The 23,621-nt window shown below is 62.9% G+C and carries 18 protein-coding genes; 10 read left to right on the top strand and 8 right to left on the bottom strand.

Annotated elements, in window-relative coordinates; translation table 11 throughout:
- Positions 1-25 precede the first annotated feature (25 nt).
- The 10 genes from KOM00_RS18795 to KOM00_RS18750 all read left to right on the top strand — a co-directional run bounded on the left by KOM00_RS18795 (position 26) and on the right by KOM00_RS18750 (position 14,554).
- Positions 26-1,108 (top strand): ATP-binding protein, encoded by a 1,083-nt coding sequence (locus tag KOM00_RS18795; protein ID WP_216500554.1) that lies wholly within the window; start codon positions 26-28, stop codon positions 1,106-1,108.
- Between the two features lie 216 nt (positions 1,109-1,324).
- The gene (locus KOM00_RS18790; RefSeq protein ID WP_216500553.1) at positions 1,325-3,469 is read left to right on the top strand and encodes a hybrid sensor histidine kinase/response regulator; all 2,145 of its coding nucleotides are present in this window, start codon (positions 1,325-1,327) and stop codon (positions 3,467-3,469) included.
- A gap of 127 nt (positions 3,470-3,596) precedes the next feature.
- Positions 3,597-4,523, top strand: a complete 927-nt coding sequence (locus KOM00_RS18785) for an ABC transporter ATP-binding protein (RefSeq protein WP_216500552.1) — start codon at positions 3,597-3,599, stop codon at positions 4,521-4,523.
- 102 nt (positions 4,524-4,625) lie between these two features.
- Positions 4,626-5,381, top strand: a complete 756-nt coding sequence (locus tag KOM00_RS18780) for an ABC transporter permease (protein ID WP_216500551.1) — start codon at positions 4,626-4,628, stop codon at positions 5,379-5,381.
- 216 nt (positions 5,382-5,597) lie between these two features.
- Positions 5,598-6,674, top strand: a complete 1,077-nt coding sequence (locus tag KOM00_RS18775; protein ID WP_216500550.1) for a radical SAM/SPASM domain-containing protein — start codon at positions 5,598-5,600, stop codon at positions 6,672-6,674.
- Between the two features lie 245 nt (positions 6,675-6,919).
- A complete protein-coding gene (hemE, locus tag KOM00_RS18770) occupies positions 6,920-7,939 on the top strand; it encodes a uroporphyrinogen decarboxylase (protein WP_216500549.1) in 1,020 nt (339 codons plus the stop codon).
- A 120-nt stretch (positions 7,940-8,059) separates the two neighbouring features.
- Positions 8,060-9,013, top strand: a complete 954-nt coding sequence (gene corA, locus KOM00_RS18765) for a magnesium/cobalt transporter CorA (RefSeq protein ID WP_216500548.1) — start codon at positions 8,060-8,062, stop codon at positions 9,011-9,013.
- A 116-nt stretch (positions 9,014-9,129) separates the two neighbouring features.
- Positions 9,130-10,359, top strand: coding sequence for an OmpP1/FadL family transporter (locus KOM00_RS18760; RefSeq protein ID WP_216500547.1), 1,230 nt, complete (start codon positions 9,130-9,132; stop codon positions 10,357-10,359).
- A 236-nt stretch (positions 10,360-10,595) separates the two neighbouring features.
- Complete coding sequence (locus tag KOM00_RS18755) at positions 10,596-11,654, top strand: ABC transporter substrate-binding protein (protein WP_216500546.1); 1,059 nt, start codon at positions 10,596-10,598, stop codon at positions 11,652-11,654.
- Between the two features lie 26 nt (positions 11,655-11,680).
- A complete protein-coding gene (locus KOM00_RS18750; RefSeq protein WP_216500545.1) occupies positions 11,681-14,554 on the top strand; it encodes a hybrid sensor histidine kinase/response regulator in 2,874 nt (957 codons plus the stop codon).
- A 26-nt stretch (positions 14,555-14,580) separates the two neighbouring features.
- Here the strand turns inward: KOM00_RS18750 and KOM00_RS18745 are convergent, their stop codons facing one another.
- The 8 genes from KOM00_RS18745 to KOM00_RS18710 form a co-directional block, all read right to left on the bottom strand.
- On the bottom strand, positions 14,581-15,618 hold the full coding sequence (locus KOM00_RS18745; RefSeq protein ID WP_216500544.1) for a cytochrome-c peroxidase: 1,038 nt from the start codon (positions 15,616-15,618) through the stop codon (positions 14,581-14,583).
- 525 nt (positions 15,619-16,143) lie between these two features.
- Positions 16,144-17,553, bottom strand: a complete 1,410-nt coding sequence (gltA, locus tag KOM00_RS18740; RefSeq protein WP_216500543.1) for an NADPH-dependent glutamate synthase — start codon at positions 17,551-17,553, stop codon at positions 16,144-16,146.
- The gene (locus tag KOM00_RS18735) at positions 17,550-18,398 is read right to left on the bottom strand and encodes a sulfide/dihydroorotate dehydrogenase-like FAD/NAD-binding protein (RefSeq protein WP_216500542.1); all 849 of its coding nucleotides are present in this window, start codon (positions 18,396-18,398) and stop codon (positions 17,550-17,552) included. Before KOM00_RS18735 ends, gltA begins: the two co-directional genes overlap by 4 nt.
- A gap of 266 nt (positions 18,399-18,664) precedes the next feature.
- Positions 18,665-19,540 (bottom strand): DMT family transporter, encoded by an 876-nt coding sequence (locus KOM00_RS18730; protein WP_216500541.1) that lies wholly within the window; start codon positions 19,538-19,540, stop codon positions 18,665-18,667.
- Positions 19,541-19,792: 252 nt separating this feature from the next.
- The gene (locus KOM00_RS18725; RefSeq protein WP_216500540.1) at positions 19,793-20,635 is read right to left on the bottom strand and encodes an FAD/NAD(P)-binding protein; all 843 of its coding nucleotides are present in this window, start codon (positions 20,633-20,635) and stop codon (positions 19,793-19,795) included.
- Positions 20,636-20,756: 121 nt separating this feature from the next.
- Positions 20,757-21,767 (bottom strand): 4Fe-4S dicluster domain-containing protein, encoded by a 1,011-nt coding sequence (locus tag KOM00_RS18720; RefSeq protein WP_216500539.1) that lies wholly within the window; start codon positions 21,765-21,767, stop codon positions 20,757-20,759.
- A 127-nt stretch (positions 21,768-21,894) separates the two neighbouring features.
- Positions 21,895-22,839, bottom strand: coding sequence for a 4Fe-4S dicluster domain-containing protein (locus tag KOM00_RS18715; protein WP_216500538.1), 945 nt, complete (start codon positions 22,837-22,839; stop codon positions 21,895-21,897).
- A 234-nt stretch (positions 22,840-23,073) separates the two neighbouring features.
- The gene (locus KOM00_RS18710; RefSeq protein WP_216500537.1) at positions 23,074-23,601 is read right to left on the bottom strand and encodes a hydrogenase iron-sulfur subunit; all 528 of its coding nucleotides are present in this window, start codon (positions 23,599-23,601) and stop codon (positions 23,074-23,076) included.
- Between the last annotated feature and the right edge of the window lie 20 nt (positions 23,602-23,621).

The raw sequence follows: 23,621 nt of genomic DNA, 5'->3' as shown, positions 1-23,621 counted from the left end.
ACATGATCTTGGGATGGGAGGGTACGTGGCGCTGCAAGAAAGCGATGCGGGATACCGCGAGTTGTTCGAGGAAAACCCTGAGGCGATGTGGGTCTGTCACCGCGACACCGGACGATTTCTGGCGGTGAACGAGGCGGCGCTCAGGCTGTACGGCTACCGTCGCAGCCAGTTCCTGGAACTGGAACTCGCTCGCCTCGGTCCGATAGAGCCCCCCACCGGTGGAAAAGACCAGGTAGTTTCCTGCCTGCAGCGCAGCCAGGACGGCGCGGAGCTGCAGCTGCAGCTCACCTGGCACCCGGTCACCTTCCAGGGGGAGCCGGCCCACCTGGTACTGGCGCGGCGGATCGAGCCGGGCCCGGAGGGGCCGGACCAGGCGGTGTTGCGGCGCCAGGTGGCCGAGCAGTTGGTACAGCTGGAGGCGGCGCACCGTGAGCTGGAGGCCTTCAGCTATTCCGTCTCCCACGACCTGCGGGCCCCCCTGAGACACATCGACGGGTTCAGCCGCGCGCTGCTGGACGATTACGGCGAAGTGCTCGGTAACCAGGGGCAGGAGTACCTGACCCGGATCTGCCTGGCGACCGGGAAGATGGCGCAGCTCATCGATGCGGTGCTGCAGTTGGTGCGGGCGGGACGGTCCGAGCTGGAGCCGCGGGAAGTCGATCTCAGCGTAAAGGCCCAGGTGATCTCCCTGGAGCTGAAACACAAGGAGCCTGAGCGACGGGTAGAGTTCGAGATCGCCGAGGGGGTCAGGGCGGAGGCCGACCCGAAGCTGGTCCGGCAGCTCCTCGAGATACTGATCGGCAACGCCTGGAAGTTCAGCTCAAAGACCCCTGAGGCCCGTATCCGTTTCGGGCAAAAGGAAGAGAACGGGGAGCGCATCTACTTCGTCAGCGACAACGGCGCCGGTTTCGACATGGCCTACGCGGAGAAGCTCTTCACGGTGTTCCATAGGCTGCACCGTGCCGACGAGTTCGAGGGGAGCGGCGTCGGGCTTGCCATAGCCCAGCGCATCGTGACCCGCCATGGCGGCAGGATCTGGGCCGAAAGCGCACCCGGGCAAGGCGCGACCCTATATTTCACCCTCGGCTGCAAGTCAGTTGATAATTGACAACGAAAAGCCGGCCCGGGCAATTGACAATGGACCGTTGACCGTCGACAATGAACGACGTCGGTTGTCAATGGAGAATTGACAATTGACAACGAAAGTCCGTAGTCAATGGGCCGCTGCCGAAACATGACAGCGGCTTTTGTCCTTGGTGCATATACCGTTTGTTAAAAAAAGCGTTGTCAATTGTCCTGTGTCAATTGTCAATTGGGTTTAGACATGGCATCCAAAGAGCTCAAACTTCTGCTGGTTGAGGATTCGCTGGAAGACAGCCTGCTGCTGATCCGGGAACTGACGCACGGCGGCTACAAGCTGGAGCACCAGAGGGTGGAGACTGCGGAGGGGATGCGGCTCGCCCTGGAGGGGCGCAAGTGGGACGTCGTCATTTCCGACTACCGCATGCCCTCCTTCGACGCCCCGGGTGCGCTCCAGGTGCTGCACGAGAGCGGTCAGGACATACCCTTCATCATCGTTTCCGGGAAGATCGGGGAGGACCTGGCCGTCGCCGCGATGAAGTCGGGGGCCAACGACTACCTGATGAAAGGGAACCTGGCCCGCCTGGTGCCGGTTGTGGAACGCGAGTTGCGCGAGGCCGCGGAACGCCGGACCCACCGGCAGACCCAGGACAAGGTGCGCCGCGGCAAGGCGGAGTGGGAATCGGTTTTCGACGCCGTCTCCGACCTGATCATCATCACAGACGCCGAGGGGGTCATCTCCCGCTGCAACGGCCGGGTCAAGGCCTACTTCCCCGGCGGGTACGATGCCGTGCTCGGCAAGCGCATCGACGAGATCTTCTTCGGAGGGGAGCAGCCCGATGGGGAGGTGTTCCGCTTCCTGCACAGCCAGGGGGAAACCGACGAGGACATCCGTTTCCCCAACCTGAGCGGCTGGTACAACGTGACCAGTTACCCCATGCGCATCGAAGGAAACGACCGAGGCTTCGTCCATATCATCAAGGACATCACCAAGCGGCGCGAGGTCGAGGAGGAGAAGCGGACCAGCGACCGGGAGCTCCTCACCCTGTACGCGGTGGCCTTCCGCCTGCAGTACACCAAGGGGGTGGAAAAGGTGATGGGAGACCTCCTGTTCCAGCTGCACAACATGCTGCAGATGGACTTCTCCTGCATCCACCTCTTCGAGGGAGGACGGCTCAGGATGCGCGCCTCGTTGGGGCTGTCCCCCGCATTCGAGAAGGCCATGAAGTCGCTCCCCGCGGGTGAGGAGTGGAACAGGCTGGCGCAGAGCGGTCGGCCGTTTCTGGGCGAGGAGCCGGATGCGCGCTTCCCGGACAAGGCCAAGAAGGCGGCCGCTGCCATGGGGCTGCACTCCTGGTGCACGGTCCCCCTGAAGATCGGGCAGGAAGTGATGGGGGTGATGACGGTGGGGACCCAATCGGGGCGCAGCTACAGCGACCGCGACGTCTTCCTGCTCTGCTCCATCGCCGGGCAGCTCGCCGTACTCATCGACAACTACAGCCTCTACGACAAGATGAAGGAGAAGGCCGAGGAGCTGTACAAGAGCAAGATGGAGCTCAAGGAAAACCTGCAGAAGGTGAAGCGGGCCAACATCGAGCTGGGGCGGCTCAACACCGCCAAGAACAACTTCATCGGCATCGCCTCCCACGAGCTCAAGACCCCGATCACCTCCATCATGGGGGGGGCCGAGTTCCTGCTGAAGTTTTCCGGGATCCCGATGACGCCGGAGCAGCACAGCATCCTCTCCTCGGTCTACGAGGGGACGGTGCAGCTCAGAAAGCTGGTCGAGGACCTCCTTTCCATATCCAGGATCGAGACCCAGGGGCCGCTGGCGCAGAAGAAGCCCGCAAACCTGATGCAGGTCTGTCGCGAGGTGCACAGCCTTTTCGCGCTGCCGCTTTCCGAGCGGCACATCGGCGTGATCATCGGCGGCGACGAGACCGACGTGCCGGTCGACGAGGGGTTCGTCACCCTGGCGATCCGCAACCTCCTGGAAAACGCGATCAAGTTCACCCACGACGGGGGGGAGGTCCGGCTCACCGGCCGGGTGGTGAAGCATGCACAGCTCAAGGAGCTGACCCCGACCCTGCGTCAGTTCTATTCGGCCTTCCCCAACAACTTCGCCACGGCCCAGAGCTACTACCTGCTGCAGGTGCGCGACAACGGGATAGGTATCCCCCCCGACGAGCGGGTCAGGATCTTCGACAAGTTCTACGGGGTCGGAGACATCGCGCACCACTCCTCCGGCGACACCGCCTTCATGTCCAAGGGGTCGGGACTCGGGCTCTCCATCGTGCGCGGCATCATGGAGGCCCACGAGGGTGTGGTCTGGGTGGAAGGGGCCGAAGGAAGCGGGAGCACCTTCTCCCTTCTCTTTCCGCTGCAGTAAAAAAACAAACAGGGATGCAGGGGATGAGAGCGTTTCCGCTTCCGCTTCATCGCTTGTCTCTTAATCCCTTTCATCCCGTTTGTCCGTGTTATCGCCTTTATCCCTTTTATCCCTGTTTGGGGCGGTCATGACCCACGCCATCACGCTGCATGACATCACCAAGAGCTACGACGGGTTCACGGCCGTCGACGAATTCTCCCTGGAGGTGCAGCGGGGCACCGTCTTCGGGCTCTTGGGGCCCAACGGCGCCGGGAAGACCACCCTCATAAAGATCCTCACCACCCTCATGCGCCCTACCCTCGGCGACGCCTTCGTCGAGGGGCACAGCGTCCTCACGGCGGGAAAGGAGGTGCGCCGGATGATCGGCGTGGTCCCCCAGGAGAACAACCTGGACCGCTACCTGACCGCGCGCGAGAACCTGGCCCTGCACGCGAAGCTGCACGGCATGCGGCCGGCGGCCTACAACCCGCGCATCGACGAGCTATTGGATATGACCGGGCTCGCCGCGCGCCAGTACGATTTTCCCGACACCTTTTCCGGCGGGATGCAGCGCCGTCTGGTGGTGGCACGCGCCCTGGTGCACGAACCCCGGGTGCTCTTTCTCGACGAGCCGACCACCGGCCTCGACCCGCAGTCCAGGCGCTCCCTCTGGGATCACATCCGCGGCCTGCGCCGGAGCATGACCGTCTTTCTGACCACCCACTACATGGACGAGGCCGATGCCCTGTGCGACCGGATCATGATCATGGATCACGGCAAGACCCTCGCTGACGGCACCGCCGGGGAGTTGAAGGACGCCTTCTCCCGGGCGCATACCTACCAGGTTGAGTTCCGGCGCGATGCCGACCGTTACCAGGGGGTGCTGGCCGGGCTTCCGTTCGTCAAGGGAGTCGAGCGCGACGGGAGCCTGTTCCAGATCACCCTGGCCGACGAAGAGTCGATAAAGCCGCTCATGGACCACCTCACCGGCCCCGACATCCGCCGCATCTGCCTGAAGGAGCCCACCCTGGAGGACGTGTTCATCTCGCTGACCGGGGAGAAAGTCAGGGAGTAGCAATGAAACCGTTCTACGCTCTATGTCCTACGTTCCAGGTTCTGGGCCTTCAAACGTAGGACATAGAACGTAGAACCTAGAACGGATTCTGCGGGTTCTTTCATGTTCAAAGGCGCTTTTTCCATCTGGGGCAGGGACATGCTGGTCTTGCGGCGCAGCATCATCTCGGAGCTCGTCTCCGTGATCGCCTACCCGCTCACCCTCTACCTCGCCTTCGGCTTCGGGCTCAAGGGGTACATCACCGACGTGAACGGCGTCCCCTACCCTCTCTTCATAGCGCCCGGGCTCATCTCGATGACGGCGGTGAACGCCGCGTTCGACGAGAGCTCCTGGAGCATGTGGTTCCACCGCAAGGTGCAGCGCACCATCGAGGAATACCGGGTCACCCCGGTCACCGTGTACGACATCGTCATCGGCAAGATCTTCTCCGGCTTCTCCCAGGGGGCGGTCAAGGGGACCGTGGTCTTCCTGGTCATCCTCCTCCTCACCCCGTTCCGCATCGAGTACGCTCACCTGCCGATGTACCTTTTGTGCATCGCACTGTCATCCATGACCTTTTCCTGTCTCGGCACCATCTGCGGTACTGTCATAGACAAGCCGGAGAACATCGGACGGGTGCAATCGGTGGTAATCGTGCCGCTCATCTTCATGGCGGGCATCTTCTTCCCGCTTTCATCCTACCCACCATCCATCCTGCCGCTGATACAGCTTCTTCCCACCACCGCTGTATTCGAGGGAGCGCGCGACGCGCTCCTCACTGGAGCAATCCCGTCACAGTACCTGGTGAACCTGGTGCTGAGCGCCGCCCTCTGTTTCACCATCGCCGTATACACCTTCAACCGCAAGATGGCGGAATAAGCGATTCTTCTTGAGTTTACCGAGTCATTCATAGTAAAGTTTGCAGTAAACTTTTTACCTCCTGGATGCCCCCTTCCGGCGCCGTGTCGCGAAGGCGGCAAACCGAGCGTACCTTGTCGCAGAGCCGACCGTTTTTGGCGTGAATTCGTTCCCTGCCCGAGTCGATTAGCCCCCCGCCGCATAGCAACGCTTTCCAGGGTAACTATTGGAGATGCCATGGCCGAAGAGTTCGTACCCAAATGGATCGCCTGGGAAACCACCCAGCGCTGCAACCTCAAATGCGTGCACTGCCGCTGCTCGTCCGAGATGACTTCGTCGGAAGGTGACTTCACCACCGAGGAAGGGAAGAAGCTCCTCAAGGAAATCGCCGACTTCTCCAAGCCGGTCGTGGTTCTCTCCGGCGGCGAGCCGCTGATGAGGCCGGATATCTTCGAACTGGCCGAGTACGGCACCTCGCTCGGCCTCAGGATGTGCATGGCGACCAACGGGTCGCTGGTCACCGACGAGGTCTGCGAGAAGATGAAGAAGGCGGACATCAAGATGGTGTCGCTGTCGCTGGACGGCTCCAACGCCGCCGTGCACGACGACTTCCGCCAGTGCCCGGGCGCCTTCGACGGCGTGATGAAGGCCGCCGAGCTCTTCAGAAAGCACGGCCAGAAGTTCCTTGTCAACTCCTCCTTCACCAAGAGGAACCAGACCGACATCGCCAACACCTTCAAGGTGGCCAAGTCCATCGGTGCCACCGCTTGGTACATGTTCATGATCGTCCCGACCGGCCGCGGCGAGGATATCATGAGCGAACTGATCTCCAAGGAGGACTACGAGGAGATCCTCGACTGGCACTACCACCAGGAGAAGATCGAGGACGACATCCTCATGCGTCCCACCTGCGCTCCGCACTACTACCGCATCGTGCCGCAGAAGGCGAAAGCGGAAGGGGAGAAGTTCGAGCGCCGTTCCCTCACCTTCTCCACCGGCGGCGGCAAGGGGTGCATCGCCGCGCAGACCATCTGCCTGATCGACTGCTTCGGCAACCTGAAACCCTGCTCCTACTTCCACCGCACCGCTGGCAACGTGAAGGAAACCCCCTTCAAGGAGCTCTGGGAGAACTCCGAGATCTTCAAGGATCTCCGTGATTTCAAGGCGTACAAAGGGAAGTGCGGCGACTGCGAGTACCTGAACGTCTGCGGCGGCTGCCGCGCCCGCGCCGATGCGGTGTACGGCGACTACATGGAAGAGGAACCGTTCTGCAACTACGTGCCGATCAAGGTGCAGCGCAAGCAGAAAGACTAACTGACGTTCTACGTTCTACGTTGAAACCAGTAACACCCTCCCCTACCCGCGTCCCCTCTCCCTCCGGGAGAGGGACAGGGTGAGGGGGGCGCAACCCAGAGGCGGCGCAGCGTAGGCAAACCCCTCACCCGGCCTTCGGCCACCCTCTCCGAGGGGGAGAAGAGACGGTCAACGTCACAGGACGATCGGGTTTTTAGATTTTGCATTGATCGAGAGATACCTAAATTTCACCCAGGAGGATTACAATGAATACTCGATTTTTAGACGCTTGTTGGGGTAAGCCGGTGGACCGAGTGCCGGTATGGCTTATGCGCCAGGCTGGCCGTTATCTCCCCGACTACATGCGCGTCCGTTCCAAATGCACCTTCCTGGAACTCTGCAAGACCCCGGAACTCGCCGCTGAGGTGACCATTCAGCCGGTGGACATCCTGGGCGTCGATGCCGCGATCCTCTTCTCCGACATCCTCACCCCGATCGAGCCGATGGGGATGGAACTCGACTTCACCCCGGGCCCGGTCTTCACCAAGCCGATCCGCACCATGGCCGACGTCGAGGCGCTCAAGATCCCGAAGATGGAGACCGACGTCCCCTACGTGCTGGACGCCGTGAAGCTGCTCCGGAAGGAACTGGCCGCCAAGGTGCCCCTGATCGGCTTCGGCGGCGCCCCCTTCACCCTCGCCTGCTACATGGTCGAAGGGAAGGGATCCAAGGATTTCGCCGCGCTCAAGAAGATGATGTACGCTGAGCCCGAGATCTACGCGGCCCTCATGGACAAGATCACCACCATGGACATGGAGTACCTGAACGCCCAGATAGCAGCCGGCGCACAGGCCATCCAGATCTTCGACACCTGGGGCGGCATGCTTTCCCCGTCCGACTACGAGCGCTACGTCCTCCCCTACACCCAGCGCCTCATCAACGGCCTGAACCGCACCAACGTCCCGGTGATCCACTTCGTGAAGGGCGCCGGCACCATGCTGGAGATCGTCAAGCAGGCCGGCGGCGACGTCATGGGCCTCGACTGGCACGTCAACCTGGGCAAGGCCCGCGACATCCTGGGCGACATGGCGGTGCAGGGGAACCTCGACCCGACCGTGCTCTTCGCTCCCAAGGAGATCATCGAGCGCGAGGTCAAGCGCGTGCTTGACGAGAACGCCGGCAGACCGGGCCTCATCTTCAACCTGGGGCACGGCATCCTCCCGACCGTCCCCCCCGAAAACGCCATCTTCATGGTCGACTGCGTGCACCGACTGACGCAGAAATAGTATAGGACCACAGACAAGGGCGGCCGATGAGGCCGCCCTTCTTGTTGACCCCGTAAAAAAAGGATCCGGCGGTCGGTTTGCCGCGGCCGGCACCGGCGCCTGACCTGCCAGGAGCGCACCATGCTTAGGCTTTTCAAGATAGACAACGGGCTCATCAAGGAGATGGATTCCCAGAGGGAAGACCTCCCGAACCAGATCCTCAAGGCCGACTGGATCGACGCGCACGAGCCGGACGACGACGAGAGGGACCTCCTTGAGTTGCTGCTGCACACCGACATCCCGGAGTCGGACGAGGTAGACGAGATCGAGACCTCCGCCCGCTGCTTCGTGGACGCGGCCGGGATCCACGTACACCCGCTGTTCCTTTCCCAGAGCGAGGGGCGTCACATGACGCTCACCGTCGCCTGCATCCTGCAGCAAAAGCACCTGATCACCATCCGCGAGGGAGACCTCGCCGACTTCCGCCTGCTGCGCATGCGCGCCCGCAGGGGGCACGTCGAGTGCCGCTCCCCGGCCGAGCTCCTGGTCACCCTGCTCGACCAGAAGGTGGAGAACCACGCGGACACCCTCGAGGACATCCACCGCCAGCTCGAAGGGGTGAGCCACCTGGTGCTCGAAGACGACAAGTCGGAGCTTGAGGACGCCATTGGGAAACTGGCCCGGCTCGAGGACAGCAACGGGAAGATCCGCCTCTGCCTCATGGATACCCAGAGGGACATCTCGTTTCTGCTGCGCCACCTGCGGGACCGCACCGACCAGACCGAGACGCTCAGGGAGATCGCCCGGGACGTCGAGACGCTCATGTCGCACACCACCTTCCTGTTCGACAAGATCAACTTCCTCATGGACTCGACCCAGGGCTTCATCAACATCGAGCAGAACCAGATCATCAAGATCTTTTCCATCGCGGCGGTGGTCTTTCTCCCACCTACCCTGGTGGCCAGCATCTACGGCATGAACTTCGATGTCATGCCCGAACTCAAGATGGGACTTGGCTATCCCTGGGCCCTTTTCCTGATGATTGTGTCCGGGTTCGCTCCCTACTGGTATTTCAAGCGCAAAGGGTGGTTGTAACGCCCCAGCACGCGCAAAATGTGATCTTTGGTCGTTGTATACGTATAAATGGATGATTTACAGTTTGTGAGAAAAATGCTATAAGGCGCTTGAATTTATCTCATTGAGGCGGTCTTATGGCGAAGAAGGCGGTTCTGGCAGCGGCGGCAGCACTGGTACTTTCCTTTTCCTTACCTGAAGCATGGGCAACCAACGGTGACACCCTGATCGGCGTGGCGCCCGCGGCACGTGCCATGGGTGGAGCCGGCGTCGCGGCGCCTCAGGATGCCATCAGCGCCATCTTCGCCAACCCCGCCGCGGTCTGCATGGGCCCCTACTGCCCCGGCAGCGAGTTCGTCTTCGCCTCGACGGTCTACAACCCCTCAGTCAAGGCCACCGTCAGGGTCGGCTCCAACACGACGACGGCCAAGAGCGGCATGGAGCCCTTCGTCATCCCGGCGGTCGGCATGATCACCCCGATCAGCGACCGCCTGCGCTTCGGGCTCGGCATGTTCGGCATCACCGGGATGGGGGTCGATTACCGCAACAAGGGGATCGATCTCAACCCGTTAACCCCCGGTGGCGAGGGGGACATCTACACCCAGCTGCAGATCCTCAAGTTCGCCCCCAACGTTGCCTTCCTGGTAACCCCGGACTTCTCCATCGGCACCTCGATGCACCTGCTCTACGGTTCACTGGACCTCGGCGAGGGGACCGCCCACAACTACGGATTCGGCGAGCAGTTCGGGGCCCTCTACCGCATCGGCTCCTGGTCGCTGGGGGCGAGCTACACCACCCAGGAAAAGATGTCGCACCAGAACGTCACGGACTTCGGCATCGGGCCGCAAAAGCGTGAGCTGGACATGGAGTCGCCGCGCAACGCCTCGGCCGGCGTCGCCTGGCGCCCCAGCGACCAGCTGCTCCTGGAAGCCGATGTGAAGTGGCTGAACTGGGCGGATGCCGAGGGGTACAAGGATTTCGACTGGAGGAACCAGTGGGTCTACGCCCTGGGGGCGCAGTACAAGGACCCCGACGGGCTCACCCTGCGCCTTGGTTACAACTACGGCAAGAGCCCGGTCCGCCTGCACAAAGGGTTCGATGCCTCGGGGACCAGCAACGTGCAGGGAAACGCGGTGCCGACGCTGTTGTACGAGTACCTGCGCATGATCGGCTTCCCGGCCATCGCCGAACACCATTTCACCTTCGGGGTCGGGTACCAGTTTTCCAGCCGCTTCGAGGCCCATGTCGGCGGTATGTGCGCCCTCGACAACAGCATCAGCGAAACCGACTCGAGCGGGACCTTCTCCTTCGGGTCCAAGGTGCGGGAAACCTCCTACGACCTGGGCCTTATCTGGCACTTCATGTAATACCGACCGCAGCCCCCCTTCCCAGGGGGGCTTTTTTCTTTCCTCCCCTCCCCTGCCGTAACCTCTTCGTCTCCGCCGTCGCCCTTGCTAAAGTCCTCAAGTACCTTTCCTGTTTGCCGATACGTCAACCAGATATCGACACTGTTTCGGCTGCCCCGCCACTGACATCAGCCGCACCGCCGCCTGGCCGCCAAGGAAGCTGCGGCGCCGATGGCCTGTCCTGAGAGAACCTTGTCATGCAGTTCATACTACGCTGGCACATCCTGATTCTGTTTCTGCTGGTCCTCATCCCTTTGGGGCGTGCCCACGCAGCCCCTTTACCCTCCGGCCGACCCACGGTCATCGAGGTCGGTGTGCAGCCCCTGGGGTATCCGGCGGCCATGATCGGGACGGTGCTGGGGCATGATGCCATCCTGAGACGGGAACTGGCTGCGTCGGGCTACTCCCTCAAGTTGGTCCCCTTCCGTAAAGGCAACGACATGGTCGACCTGATCGGCACTTCGCTCAGTGCCGCGATCGTGGGAGACATGCCCGCCATCAGGATGGCGATCCGTAGCGACGTCTGCATGGTGGGGCTGACCAAGAAGACCTTCACCTCCGTGGTGGCACGGAACATATCGCTGCTGGCACAGCTGAAAAGGAAGCGGGTGGGGTACCCGGAGGGGTCGTCGGCGCATCACACGCTGCTGCAGGCCCTGGCAAGCGTCGGTCTGACCGAGCAGGATGTCAGGCTGGTCCCGATGGACATAGACGCCATGCCCCCCTCGATTGAAGCGGGAGATGTGGACGCCTTCGTCGCCTGGGAGCCCGCTCCGACCCTGACGTTGGTCAAGAACACGGAGGCGCGGGTGCTGTTCCGGGGCGCAAGCAGCGACTTTTTCCTCGTTTCGGGGAGCCTGGTGCGCCGCGATCCGCAGGCGGCGCTGTCACTTTCCGCCGCCCTGGTGCGGGCCCTGAACTGGTTGCGCCAGAGCAACGCCAACCTGCAGCAGGCGGCGCTCTGGGCGGCAAAGGATGCCGAGTCGCTGAACCCGCGCCTGCAGAAACTGCCGCAAACCCACGTCATCGAGATAACCCGCCGTGAGATCCTCGACGTTCCGGCGGCGCCGGTCATCGTGAGGCTCTCGGGGCACCCCCCCTTGAAGGAGGAATTCTATTTCCTCAAGAAATTGGGAAAGATCCCCGCAGGTGCCGACTATCAAAGGGTGGAGCGGGCTTTCGCCTATGACGGGCTGCAGCAGGTACTGAAGTCCCCCCAGCGCTACCGGCTGGGTGAGTTCGAGTATAGGCCGTGAACGCGCCGAGAAAGGGCAAGCGAAGATTGCAGGGTATACGCGATCGCATCATCGCCTATTTCGGCGTGTTATCGCTACTGGGCGGTGGCTCCCTGCTCCTGGTCCTGGTCTACGGCGCCCCGTGGCTGGGGATCGAGGGGATTCACGGCTTGAAGCAGGCGGAGATTGTCCGAACCCTGGAAAACGCCGCGGACCTGAAGAGGCAATCCATCCTCACCTGGCTCGCGTCGCGCCGCTCGGAACTCGCGGTAGTGGCCAACTCCAGCGATTTCGTCGAGAAGGCGGCGGCGCTCCTCAAAGAGGAGGCGACCCGGGCCGTCCCCCCCCAAGAGAGGGCCCGGTTCCTTTCCCAGCACTTACTCACCCTCAAGCGAACCTCCCCCGACACCTATGACAGCCTGGCACTGGTGACCCAGACCAGGAAGATCATTGCCGCAAGTGATCCGGACCAGGTCGGGGGCAGCTATCGTTACGGCGACTTCCTGGACACGGCCTTCACTGTGGGGGCCACCGAGCAGATCGGCACGGCCTGGGCCGAGGGGCACCCGGTGATCCTGATCTCGCGGCAGGTTGTGACCAGGGACAGGGCCGGCCGGGAAACAGGAGAGGTGCCGGCGGTTCTGGTAGGAGTAACCAGGCCCCAGCAGAGCCTGGAGGCGTTGGCGCTGCTCCCCGGAATCGCGGATGCCGCTGGGAACCAGATGATTCTGGTCGGGGCGCAGGGGGAGCTCCTGGCGTCGGTGCCGGAGCGCAGGCCGGGGGAGGCGGCGCACGACCCGCTGATGACGAGACTGTCGCAACAGGCCATGACCATGACCGAATCCTCCCGTCTGGAGACCTTGGAGGATGGGCGCCGGATCCTTGCCGCATACCGCTTCGTGCCACTGGGGGCGGCGCAGGGATGGGGGATAGCCGTGGCAATCGACCAGGAAAAGGCCTTTGCGCCCCTGGTCTCCACGAAGACTCGGGCCGCCCTTTTCGGGCTGGGCATGATCGCCATTGCGCTGCTGCTGGTGAGCTGGGGTGGGGAGAGGGTCGCCGGACCGATCAGGGAGCTGAGAAACACCGTGCTGGCCCTGGAGCAGGGGGATCTGTCGGCGAGGTCCGTGGCAAAGAGAGGTGTGCCCCAGGAAATCGTCGATCTGGCGGCAACCTTCAACAGCATGGCCAGGCGGATCGAGGACTCGCACCAGGAACTGGAGAGGAAGGTCGCCGAGAGAACCAAAGAGCTGCGCCACGAGAAGGAGAATGCGCGGCGCTACCTGGACCTGGCCGGCGCCATGCTGGTGCTGCTGGGGAGCGACGGCTGCATCGGCATGATCAACAGGGCCGGGGCACAGCTCCTGGGCGCCTCCGAGGGAGAGCTCCTCGGGGTGAACTGGTTCGACAACTTCCTCCCTCCAGATCAGCAGCAGGGGGTTCGCGAGGTCTTCGACAGCCTCATGCGGGGCGAGCAGCAGCTCCTCGAATTCTATGAAAACCACATCCTGACCCGGGACAAGGGTGAGCGGCTCATCTCCTGGCACAACATCCTGTTGCGGGACGAGGAAGGGAACATCCAGGGGGTGCTGAGTTCCGGCGAGGACATCACCCTGAAACGGCAGGCCGAGCTTGAACGCGGCGAACTCGAGCGGCAGCTGCTCCACACCCAGAAGCTGGAGAGCCTCGGGGTGCTCGCGGGCGGCATCGCGCACGATTTCAACAACCTGCTCATGGCGATCGGCGGCAACGTCGAACTGGTGCGCCACGTGCTGGAGCAGGACAGCCCGGCGATCAAGTACCTGGAGAATGCCCACCAGGCGACCAAGCGGGCGGGGGACCTGACCAGACAGATGCTGGCTTATTCGGGGAAGGGGGGGTACAGCGTCAAGCTGGTGGACCTGAACCGGCTTGTGGGGGAGAACGTCGACCTCATGAAGGCTTCACTGCGCAAGGGTGCCACCGTCGCGGTCCAGTTGCAGCAGGGGCTCCCGCTCCTTGAGGCAGACCCGGGGCAGATGCAGCAGGTGATCGTCAACCTGGTGACCAACGCCATCGAGGCGGCAGGGGAGGGGAGGGCGATAACCGTGACGACCGGAGTGGCGAGTTTAGGCGCGACGCAACTGGCAAAAAGCCGACTGGAGCAAAAGCCTCAGCCGGGAACCTTCCTTTCCATCGAGGTCGCAGACAACGGCTGTGGAATGGATCGGGCGACCAGCGAGCGTATGTTCGACCCGTTCTTCTCCACGAAGTTCACTGGGAGGGGGCTGGGACTTTCGGCGGTACAGGGGATCGTCAGGGGGCATGGAGGCGCCATTTTCGTGGAGAGCGGACCGGGGGCAGGGACCAGGGTGAAGGTCCTCTTCCCAGCCTCTGGGCCAGGCAGTGCGGCGAGCACCGGTGACATGGTGCAGGCGGAGCAGGGCAGACCTGTCGCAAGGGAAACCGTGCTGGAAAGGGCACTGGCAAAGCAGGGAGGGGGCAAGGAAATTCCCTCGACCGAGGTTGCGGCGTCTGCGGTGGCGGAAGAGCCTGACGCGGAAGTGCCGGAGATGGTATTGATCGTGGATGACGAGGAGATGGTGCGCATGGTATGTCGCGCCATGCTCCGCGGACTGGGATATCGCACCATGGTCGCCTCGGACGGCCCGGAGGCCGTGGCGCTGTTCCGGGAGCACGCGGCGGAGATCGGGGTGGTGATCATGGACCTCTCCATGCCCCAGATGGACGGCATGACCGCTGCGGAGCACCTGCGCAGCATCCGACCCGACGTGCGCATCGTCCTTTCCAGCGGTTTCAGCGCGGCAGAAGAGGCGAGGCGGCTGTCGGGACACCAGGGCGCGCAGTTCATCCAGAAGCCGTACGACCTGGTGTCCCTGAAAAAGGTGCTGGGCCAGGTGGACCCTGGCCCAGCACGATAAAACGCATGTCACCGGCGTCCCGCACCTCACTTTAGCTGAGGGTGGGGCGTATCGTCCGAACTCGGCGGCAGCAGCGGGTAGTGAAGCCTCGGCTGCCGCCCGGTCAACGTCTTCAGAAAAGCGACCGTATCCTCCACTTCGCCTTCCTTCAGCTTCACCCCAAGTTGAGCCGAACTCATCACAACCACCGCATCGTAGAGTTTCCATACCTTTCCCGAATGGAAATAGGGCTGGGTTACGGCGACGTTGCGCAGCGATGGAGCCTTGAAAACATAGCGGTCGCTTTCCGTGTTGGTGACCATGAAGCGGCCGGTATCCCCCGACGGTCGGATTTCGGTAGCGGGTGCCTCCCTGACACCGAACGGGTAGTAGCCGACGCCCCCCACGTTGGTTCCGGCATGGCACGGTGCGCACCCCTTGTCCATGAAGATGCGCAAGCCCCGTTTTTCCCTGGCGTTCAAGGCCGCGGCATCACCTTTCAGGAAGCGGTCGAACGGGGAGTTCGGGGTGAGCAGAGTTGCCTCGAACACCTCGATCGCCCTGGCCATGTTGTCGAAACTAACAGGGTCGGCGGCACGGGGGAAGGCGGCTTTGAACAGCGGCGCATAGCCGGGGATGCTTTTCAGCGTCTTCACCACAAGTTCCGGGTTGCTGTTCATCTCGACCGCCGCCTGCACCGGGCCCTTGGCCTGGGTCTGCAAGTCCTTGGCCCTCCCGTCCCAGAACTGCGCCACGTCGAACACCGCGTTGAACACGGTGGGGGAGTTGCGAGGCCCTTTCTGCCAGCCATGTCCCGTCGAAGTCTCCTGGAGGTCGGCTCCTGCCAGTCCCACGTTGTGGCAGGTGTTGCAGCTGATGAGCTGCGAGGAGGAAAGCCGTGGATCGAAAAACAGCTTTGCGCCCAGATCGAGCTTCGCCGCCGTGGCCGGATTCCCCTTGAGGGGAGGGGCCTTGGTCGGGATCGGGTTGAACAGCTTGTTGGCGCGCGACATCAGGTCGTCCGCGGCAAATGCGGAGTTGCAGAGGCAAAGCGGCACGAGTAGAAACAAATGCATCCTTTTCATGTGGCCTCCCTTCATGGTGGAGTGGCAAACCATTAAACGTTACTTGCGTATTGGGCGCTGTCAACCCGTCAGTGGGCGAGAGGAAGGTCCTTAAGGCTGTAGGGGCAAATAACCATTTGCCCAGCCGCAGGTGACCGGGGATGGTTGCAGGCGGGCGAGGTGTGGATGCGATAAAGGCGGGCGAATGATTATTCGCCCCTACGGTGGATGTGGAGAGGCTTGCAGGTAAGGGTTTGTAGGGGCAAATAACCATTTGCCCAGCCGCAGGTGCCTTGGGCATGGTTAACGGCAGGAGAGGTGTGGATGCGGTAAAGGCGGGCGAATGATTATTCGCCCCTACAGTGGATGTGGGGAGGCCGGCAGGTAAGGGTTTGTAGGGGCAAATAACCATTTGCCCAGCCGCAGGTGCCTTGGGCACAGTTAAAGGCAGGAGAGGTGTGGATGCGTTGCGAAACCTGGCTCGTGGCGCAAAAAGAAAGGGGGCCTTGCGGCCCCCTCGTTACTTCAAATCTTGTTGCGCGGTCCTCAGCGCTTCAGGTACTGGTCGATGGCTGCTGCGGCGCGCTTGCCGTCACCCATGGCCAGGATGACGGTCGCGCCGCCCCTGACGATGTCGCCTCCGGCGAAGACGCCGGGGATGCTGGTCTGCCCCTCTTCGTCGGCCACGACGTTGCCCCACTTGTTCAGGTTGAGATCAGGCGCGGTAGCGGTGAGGAGCGGGTTGGCGTTGGTCCCGACCGCGTTGATCACGATGCCGGCGGGAATGTCGAACTCCGAGCCGTCAACCGGCTGCGGGCGGCGCCGCCCGGAATCGTCGGCCGGGCCCAGCTCCATCTTCTGGCAGCGCAGCGCGGATACCCAGCCGTCTTCGGTGCCGATTATGGCGACGGGGGCTGTCAGCATGACGAATTCCACCCCTTCCTCCTTGGCGTGCTTGATCTCCTCGATCCTGGCCGGCATCTCGGCCTCGCCGCGACGGTAGATGATCATGGCGCGCTTGGCGCCCAGCCTGCGGGCGGTCCTGACGCAGTCCATGGCGGTGTTGCCGCCGCCGATGACGGCGACCTCGTCGCGTTGCAGGATCGGCGTCGCGCTGTCCTCCTTGCGCCCGGCCTCCATGAGGTTGACGCGGGTGAGAAACTCGTTGGCGGCGTAGACCCCTTTCAGGTTCTCCCCGGGGATGTTGAGCATGGTGGGAAGACCGGCTCCGTTGGCGATGAAGACGGCATCGAAATCGTCGCGCAGCTCGGCGACGGTCAGGGTCTTGCCGATGATCACGTTGCACTCGATGCCGACGCCCAGCTCGAGGAGAACCGCCACCTCGCGGTCGATGATCTCCTTGGGGAGACGGAACTCGGGGATGCCGTAGCGGAGCACCCCGCCGGTGTCGTGCAGCGCCTCGAAGATGGTGACCTGGTGTCCCATCCGGGCCAGTTCACCGGCCGCGGTGAGCCCGGCGGGGCCGCAGCCGACAACGGCGACCGTTTTGCCGGTCGGCTCGGGCTTCGCCGCTTTGAGCAGGCGATCCGGGTGCAGCATGGCCCAGTCCGCCACGTAGCGCTCCAGGTAGCCGATGGCCACGGCGTCGCCTTTCTTGCCGCGCACGCAAAGGGCCTCACACTGGGTCTCCTGCGGACAGACCCTGCCGCAGACCGCGGGGAGGGCGTTGTCGCCGCGCAGTATCTGGGTGGCCTTGGGCAGGTCGTCGCAGGCCAGGGCGTCGATAAACTCAGGGATGGAGACCCCGACGGGGCAGCCGGCCACGCAGTTCCTGGTCTTGCACTGCAGGCAGCGCTGCGCCTCGGAAAGCGCCTGGTCTGCCGAGAGACCCAGGTTGACCTCCTCGAAGTTGGTGCTCCGTTCGTCCGCCGGCAGTTCCGGCATGTGGACCCTATCTATAGCCATCCTCTCTTTGGGGGACAGGTCGTTGCTCACTTTGCCACCTCCTTAGCCAGTTTGCAGCCCTCGGCTGCGTGCCTTGTCGCCTCTTCCTTGCGATAGCTGGTCAGGCGGTCGGAGAGACCGTCGAAGTCCACCAGGTGCGCGTCGAACTCCGGTCCGTCCACACAGGCGAACTTGGTTTCGGTGCCCACCTGAACGCGGCAGCCGCCGCACATCCCGGTGCCGTCGATCATGATCGGGTTGAGGCTCACGATGGTCTCGATCCCCGGCTCACGGGTCAGGTTGGCAACCGCCTTCATCATCGGGACCGGCCCCACGGCGAAGACCGCCTGCGGCGCGCGGGCGGGGTCGGCGATCATCTCGGAAAGCGGACCGGTGACGAACCCCTTGTAGCCCAGGCTGCCGTCCTCGGTGGTGATCAGCAGGTTCTTGGACAGCGCTCCCAGTTCATCCGCCAGGATGACGTAGCGTTCCGAGCGTCCGCCGATGATGGTAGTGATCTCGTTGCCGGCCTCGGCAAGCGCCTTCACCAGCGGGAAAAGGACGGCGGTGCCTACGCCGCCACCCACACAGACGACCCGGCCCCAGTTGGTGATATGGGTCTCTTTGCCCAGAGGGCCCGCCACGTCGCGAATGAAGCCGCCGACCGGGGTCGAGACGATCTTTCGTGTCGAGGCGCCGATGGCCTGTATGAACAGGGTGATGGTCCCGGCGGCCGGGTCCGCGTCGCCGATGGTCAGCGGGATCCGCTCTTCGCCTTGAGCCAGCCTGACCATGACGAACTGTCCCGCCTTCCTGGCCCGTGCGATCCGGGGAGCGACCAACACCATCTTGTGGAGATTTTCCGCGAGAATCTCGTTGCTTACAACTTGGAACATTGGGGTCACCTTTTTTAGAGGGGAGTGTGTTGCAGCTGTTTTAGCGTAGTGAATACGATATCAGCAGCAAGGGGGGGAGGGCAAGGAAGTATACGTAAAGGCAGGGGTAATGAACGTGTGACAATGGAGAATCGACAATGGGAGACGTCCGCCTTGTGCATACCCTCTCCCAGAAGGAGAGGGGGAGTTCGCCGGAGGGGGAACTCGCTTTATAAGGGAGTTGGCCCTGACCCGGGTGCGGCTCCCGGCCCCGGTAGGGGAGGGGGCTACGCTTTGACCTTATAGGTCGCGCAGATGATCCCGGCGAAGATCAGGACGATGCCGGCGACGTGGAAGGGCTGCAGCCGCTCGCCCAGGAAAATCACGGCCATGACGGTGCTGAAGGCGGGCATCAGGTGCACGAACTGCCCACCCACGTGCGGTCCCACAAGCCGCAGCCCGTGGTTCCATGCGGTGAAGGCGACGACCGAGGCGAGGACGCCCACGTACAGGACGCTGAGAACGGTGGGGAGGTTGAAGGTCATCAAGTGACCTTGGGAGATCTCGTAGCCGTAGAAGGGGATCAGCAGCACCAGGCCGCACACGGTCATGGAGGACAGGAACACGAACGGGTTCAGCCCCTGCGGGTAGCGCTTGATCGCAACGGAATAGAGTCCCCAGGCGATGGCGGCGAGGAGCACCAGGAGGTCGCCGCGGTTGAAACTCAAGGTGAGGATGCGGGTCGGGTCGCCCCGCAGGATGATGGCGGCGACGCCGACCAGGGAAAGGGCGATGCCGGCGTGCTGGCGCAGCATGACCCGCTGCCCGTAGAAGAGGCGGGCAAACATGATGATGAAGATCGGGATGGCGGAGTTGACCAGTGCCGCGTTGATTGCCGTGGTCCAGTGCATCGCCGTGTAGATCAGGAAGTTGAAGAGGGTGACGCCGAAGAGGCCGGAAATCCCGATGAGCGGGAGGTTGGCCCGGACGATGGGCCCCTGTTCGCGCAGTCGCGGCAGCACCACCGGGAGAAGCACTATAAGAGCCACCACCCAGCGCCAGAACACGAACCCGGCAGGGGGAATGACGTTGTTCATCGCCCGGCTGATCACGAAGTTGCCGGACCAGATCAGGGCGCTCAAGGTAAGAAGGAGGTACGGCATAGGCGGAACCTGTTGCGGCGAAGATTTCGTCCACCCCGGCCCTCGCCCAACGGGAGAGGGCCGGGGTGAGGGCGGCGCCAAGGCGGAAAGACTCGCTCATTTTAAGCACTTGGTCAAGCGAATTGAACAGGGATAAAAGGGATAAAGGCGGATAAAGAGCTATGAAGACTTATCTAAACAAAACCCTCCCCCGAAGGGGGAGGGCAGGGGAGGGGGAGTCGGTTCAAATCGTTGGGCCTTCGCTCGGTCGGTCTAGAACTCCTGCGACATCGCCTTCACCTGGCGGGCGGTGAAGACCGGGCCGTCCTTGCAGACGTAGACGTTGCCGACGTTGCAGCGGCCGCACTTGCCGACGCCGCACTTCATCCGGTTCTCCAAGGTCGTGTAGATGTTGTCGTCCGAGAAGCCGAGACGCTCGAGCACCGGGAGGGTGAACTTGATCATGATCGGCGGCCCGCAGACCAGCGCGATGGTGTTCTCGGAGCTGGGAGCCGCTTCCTCCAGCACGGTGGGAACGAAACCTACCTTGCCGTCGAAATCGGGACCGGCGCCGCCTGGATCCACGCACTTCACCAGGCGCACGTCGCCGCGCTCCTGCCACTCCTTCAGTTCGTGCTTGTAGACCAGGTCCGCCTCGGAACGGGCGCCGTAGACGATGGTGATGTCCTTGAACTTGTCGCGCAGGTCCAGGCAGTTCCAGATCACGGTCCTAAGCGGCGGCAGGGCGATGCCCCCGGCGATGAAGACCAGGCTTTTGCCGTAGAACTCCTCGATGGGGAAGGAGTTGCCGTAGGGGCCGCGTACGCCGACGGTGTCGCCGACCTCGAGCCTTCTCAGAGATTCGGTGACCCGCCCCACGCTCCTGAAGCAGCACTCGATGTACCCCTTGCGGGTCGGTGCCGAGGCGATGCAGAAGGTCGATTCGCCGAAGCCGAAGGAGGAGTATTCGGCGAACTGGCCGGCGCGGAAGCTGAAGTTCTCTCGGACCTGCTCGTCCTGGAAGACCAGGCGCAGGGTCCTGACGTCCGGGGTCTCGTCGACGATGGCCTCGATGGTGGCAAGGTTGGGGAGGTAGATGTTGTCTGATTTGCACATAGATCTTTTCTCTCGATAAGGCGTTTAACAGGGATGAAGGGGATGCAGGGGATATAGAGGATAAAACCTAAAACTTCTGTTTCTATCCCTTTCATCCCCTTCATCCCTGTTTGTTGAGGTTTTAGTCCTCTTTCCCGTTGATGGTTTCGAGGATCTCGGCGATGTCGATGCCGACCGGGCAGGCGCGGATGCAGCGGCCGCAGCCGGTGCAAAGGGTCTTGCCGAACTTGTCATCGTAGTACTTGAACTTGTGCATGATGCGGTTTCGGTAGCGCTTGTTCTGAACGTCACGCGGGTTGTGGCCCGAGGCGTGGTTGGTGAACTTGGCGAAACCGCAGGCGTCCCAGTGCTTGCGCCTGACGCCGTCATCCGTGCTCCCTTCGTCGTTGATGTCGAAGCAGTGGCAGGCCGGACAGATGAAGGCGCAGGCGCCGCAGCCGACGCAGATGTCGGCGATCTTCTCCCAGAGCGGATCCTCGAAGTGCTCTTCCAGCCACTTCTTGATCTTGACCAGGTCGAGCTTCTCGACTGCCTGGTCCACGAACGGTACCGGCTCGGTGCCCGCCCCATCCGCGAAGAGGTTTTGGTGCGCCGCCACCAGGGCCTGCCCCTTATCCGTCACCGCTTTGCAGGCGTAGGAGCCGTCTTTCAGCGGGGTAAGGAACAGGTCGCTCCCCCCCTCGGCGTCCGGCGCGAGGCCTACGGCGCGGCAGAAGCAGGCGTCGTCCCCCTTGGTGCAGGCGATCCCCACGATGGTGCTCTTGCGGCGGCGCTCAAGGTAGAACTCGTCGTTGTAGTCCCAGGACATGACGGCGTCCAGGATGGCGGGGGAGCCGGCGTCGCAGGGAGGCGCGCCGATCAGCACCGTTTCCGGGAATTTCGAGCGGTCCACGTCGGTCACCTTCATGGCGCCGTTTTCCCGCTTGTAGGAGAGGATGTCCTCGCAGATCGGGAAGAACAGCTCCTTGGAGGAGCGGCGCGGCAGCGCGTCGAGGGTGAGGTCCGAGCCTGCTGCGAGCGGTTCGTAGAGGACCACCGATCCCGACAACTTCGGGCCCACCACGAGTTTGGCTTCCTTGACCAGGAGGTCGATCAGATTGCGAAGGTTCTGTTCCGTAATGATCTGCGGCATAAGAGTCTCTTTGTATTGGCCTTCTCCACTCTCCCTCCGGGAGGGGGACAGGGGTGAGGGCGCTGCTGGCTTGTGTGATGGTGCTCCGACGTTGCTCCTCCCCCCGGAGGAGGGAGGGGACCTTATTCTACTTGATGAACGACTGGTCGTCGTCTTCCTTGTACTGGTTGAGCGGTCCCTTCTCCACCGGGTTCAGTCCGGCCTCGAAGTCGTAGAGTTCCTTCAGTTCCTTCGCCATGCGGCGGTTCAACAGGTTCAGAGGGATATCCATGGGGCAGACCCGCTCGCACTCTGCACAGCCGCCGCAACGCCCGGCGAGGTGCATGGCACGCACGAGATGCCAGGCCATGTTGCCGGCGGGGCGGGGCGAGCTTTCCACAGCCTGCGGGCGGTTCTTGTCGCACAGGCACTGCTCGCAGTAGCAGAAGGGGCAGACCTGGCGACAGGCCATGCAGCGGATACAGCGCGAGAAATGCTCCTTCCAGAAGGCCCAACGCTCAGCCTGCGGCATCGCCTCGATGCGGGCCATCTCCTCAGCCTCCTCCGGCGTCAGGTCGGCGAGCTCGGTGTGGGTTCCGGCGGCGACGTCGGCCCCGTCCGGCAGGTGCACCGAGCACTCGCGGCACTTCCGGGCTATGTTGGCCTCGGTGAGGGTGCCGGTGCGCTCCGCGCCGAAGCCGTACACCCCGGGGCAGACCACGCCGATGATGAAGAGTTCCTCCCGCTGGAGCTGCGACTCGGTGATCAGGCCGGCCAGGGCGCGCATGTCGCAACCCTTGGCGACGATGCCGACTTTGCCCTTTTTCAGCACCCCCTTCTTGGCCTTGGTGAGGTAGACCGAGAGGTTGTTGACGCAGGCGGGCGAGAAGATGAGCTTCCCGGCTTCCTCCGCCGTGGTGACCAGCGCGGGGCTGGCGGTCCCTTTGCGGCGGCCGGGGAGGTAGCCGACCACACCGACGACCGTCTCATCCTTCAGGATCTGCACAGCTTCCTTGCGGATCGCCTCGGTGATCGCCTCGTAGTAGGCCGGTTCGATGCAGGTGACGTGGGTCTTGCTTGCTTTAGCGTTCATGTCGTTGTCCGTGGACGCGCGGTGGGTGCCGGCGCGGATGTTAGCGGTCGGGAGCGAGAACCGTCCCCCTCCTTGACCCTCCCCTCCAGGGGAGAGGACTATTGTAGGGGCGAATAACCATTCGCCTGCCGTTGTCGCGTCTTGGCCTCGTCCTGCAATTGCACCGGTCGGGCGCCGGCGGCCGGGCAAATAATTATTTGCCCCTACAGCGTCAGGCGAAGGTTTGCGTAAAAACTAGCCGATGCTGTCGTACGCCTCTTTCAACTCCGGCGAATTGAGCACCTTGTCCGCCGAAGCCCCGGCGAAGGTCGACCACTGCTCCTCGTGTTCGAGCTCCTTGAATTCGGGCATCGGTCCCATGGTCCGCACCCGTTCGGTCAGCTCGGTCACCACGTCGACCCACTTCCCCCCCTCGGCAGCCGACACCCAGGAGAACTGGAGCCGGTTCAGGTCCACCCCGACGAAGCTCAGGAGAGCCCGGAAAGCGGCGAAGCGGCGCCGTGCGTGGAAGTTGCCCGCCATGTAGTGGCAGTCCCCGGGGTGGCACCCGGACACCAGCACCCCGTCCGCCCCCTTCTGGAAGGCGCGCAGGATGAAGACCGGGTCGATCCTCCCGGTGCAGGGGAACTTGAGCACCCGGACGTTGGAGGGGTACTGCATCCGGCTGGTGCCGGCGAGGTCCGCCCCCGCGTAGGTGCACCAGGTGCAGACGAAGGCGACTATCTTCGGTTCGAAGTCGTGTTGTTTTGTTTCAGCGTGCATGAAAACCTCAGAAGCCGTTC

Origin of the sequence: Geomonas diazotrophica, from assembly GCF_018919385.1 — a bacterium.
In the GTDB taxonomy this organism is placed as follows: Bacteria; Desulfobacterota; Desulfuromonadia; order Geobacterales; family Geobacteraceae; genus Geomonas; species Geomonas diazotrophica.
This window is presented reverse-complemented; position numbering and strand designations above follow the sequence as displayed.

What these genes read in the sequence shown, in the direction of transcription:
- KOM00_RS18790 (WP_216500553.1), top strand. Translation starts at nt 1,325, where the DNA reads ATGGCATCCAAAGAGCTCAAACTTCTGCTGGTTGAGGATTCGCTGGAA.
- KOM00_RS18785 (WP_216500552.1), top strand. Translation starts at nt 3,597, where the DNA reads ATGACCCACGCCATCACGCTGCATGACATCACCAAGAGCTACGACGGG.
- KOM00_RS18780 (WP_216500551.1), top strand. Translation starts at nt 4,626, where the DNA reads ATGTTCAAAGGCGCTTTTTCCATCTGGGGCAGGGACATGCTGGTCTTG.
- KOM00_RS18775 (WP_216500550.1), top strand. Translation starts at nt 5,598, where the DNA reads ATGGCCGAAGAGTTCGTACCCAAATGGATCGCCTGGGAAACCACCCAG.
- hemE (WP_216500549.1), top strand. Translation starts at nt 6,920, where the DNA reads ATGAATACTCGATTTTTAGACGCTTGTTGGGGTAAGCCGGTGGACCGA.
- corA (WP_216500548.1), top strand. Translation starts at nt 8,060, where the DNA reads ATGCTTAGGCTTTTCAAGATAGACAACGGGCTCATCAAGGAGATGGAT.
- KOM00_RS18760 (WP_216500547.1), top strand. Translation starts at nt 9,130, where the DNA reads ATGGCGAAGAAGGCGGTTCTGGCAGCGGCGGCAGCACTGGTACTTTCC.
- KOM00_RS18755 (WP_216500546.1), top strand. Translation starts at nt 10,596, where the DNA reads ATGCAGTTCATACTACGCTGGCACATCCTGATTCTGTTTCTGCTGGTC.
- KOM00_RS18745 (WP_216500544.1), bottom strand. Translation starts at nt 15,618, where the DNA reads ATGAAAAGGATGCATTTGTTTCTACTCGTGCCGCTTTGCCTCTGCAAC.
- KOM00_RS18735 (WP_216500542.1), bottom strand. Translation starts at nt 18,398, where the DNA reads ATGTTCCAAGTTGTAAGCAACGAGATTCTCGCGGAAAATCTCCACAAG.
- KOM00_RS18730 (WP_216500541.1), bottom strand. Translation starts at nt 19,540, where the DNA reads ATGCCGTACCTCCTTCTTACCTTGAGCGCCCTGATCTGGTCCGGCAAC.
- KOM00_RS18725 (WP_216500540.1), bottom strand. Translation starts at nt 20,635, where the DNA reads ATGTGCAAATCAGACAACATCTACCTCCCCAACCTTGCCACCATCGAG.
- KOM00_RS18720 (WP_216500539.1), bottom strand. Translation starts at nt 21,767, where the DNA reads ATGCCGCAGATCATTACGGAACAGAACCTTCGCAATCTGATCGACCTC.
- KOM00_RS18715 (WP_216500538.1), bottom strand. Translation starts at nt 22,839, where the DNA reads ATGAACGCTAAAGCAAGCAAGACCCACGTCACCTGCATCGAACCGGCC.
- KOM00_RS18710 (WP_216500537.1), bottom strand. Translation starts at nt 23,601, where the DNA reads ATGCACGCTGAAACAAAACAACACGACTTCGAACCGAAGATAGTCGCC.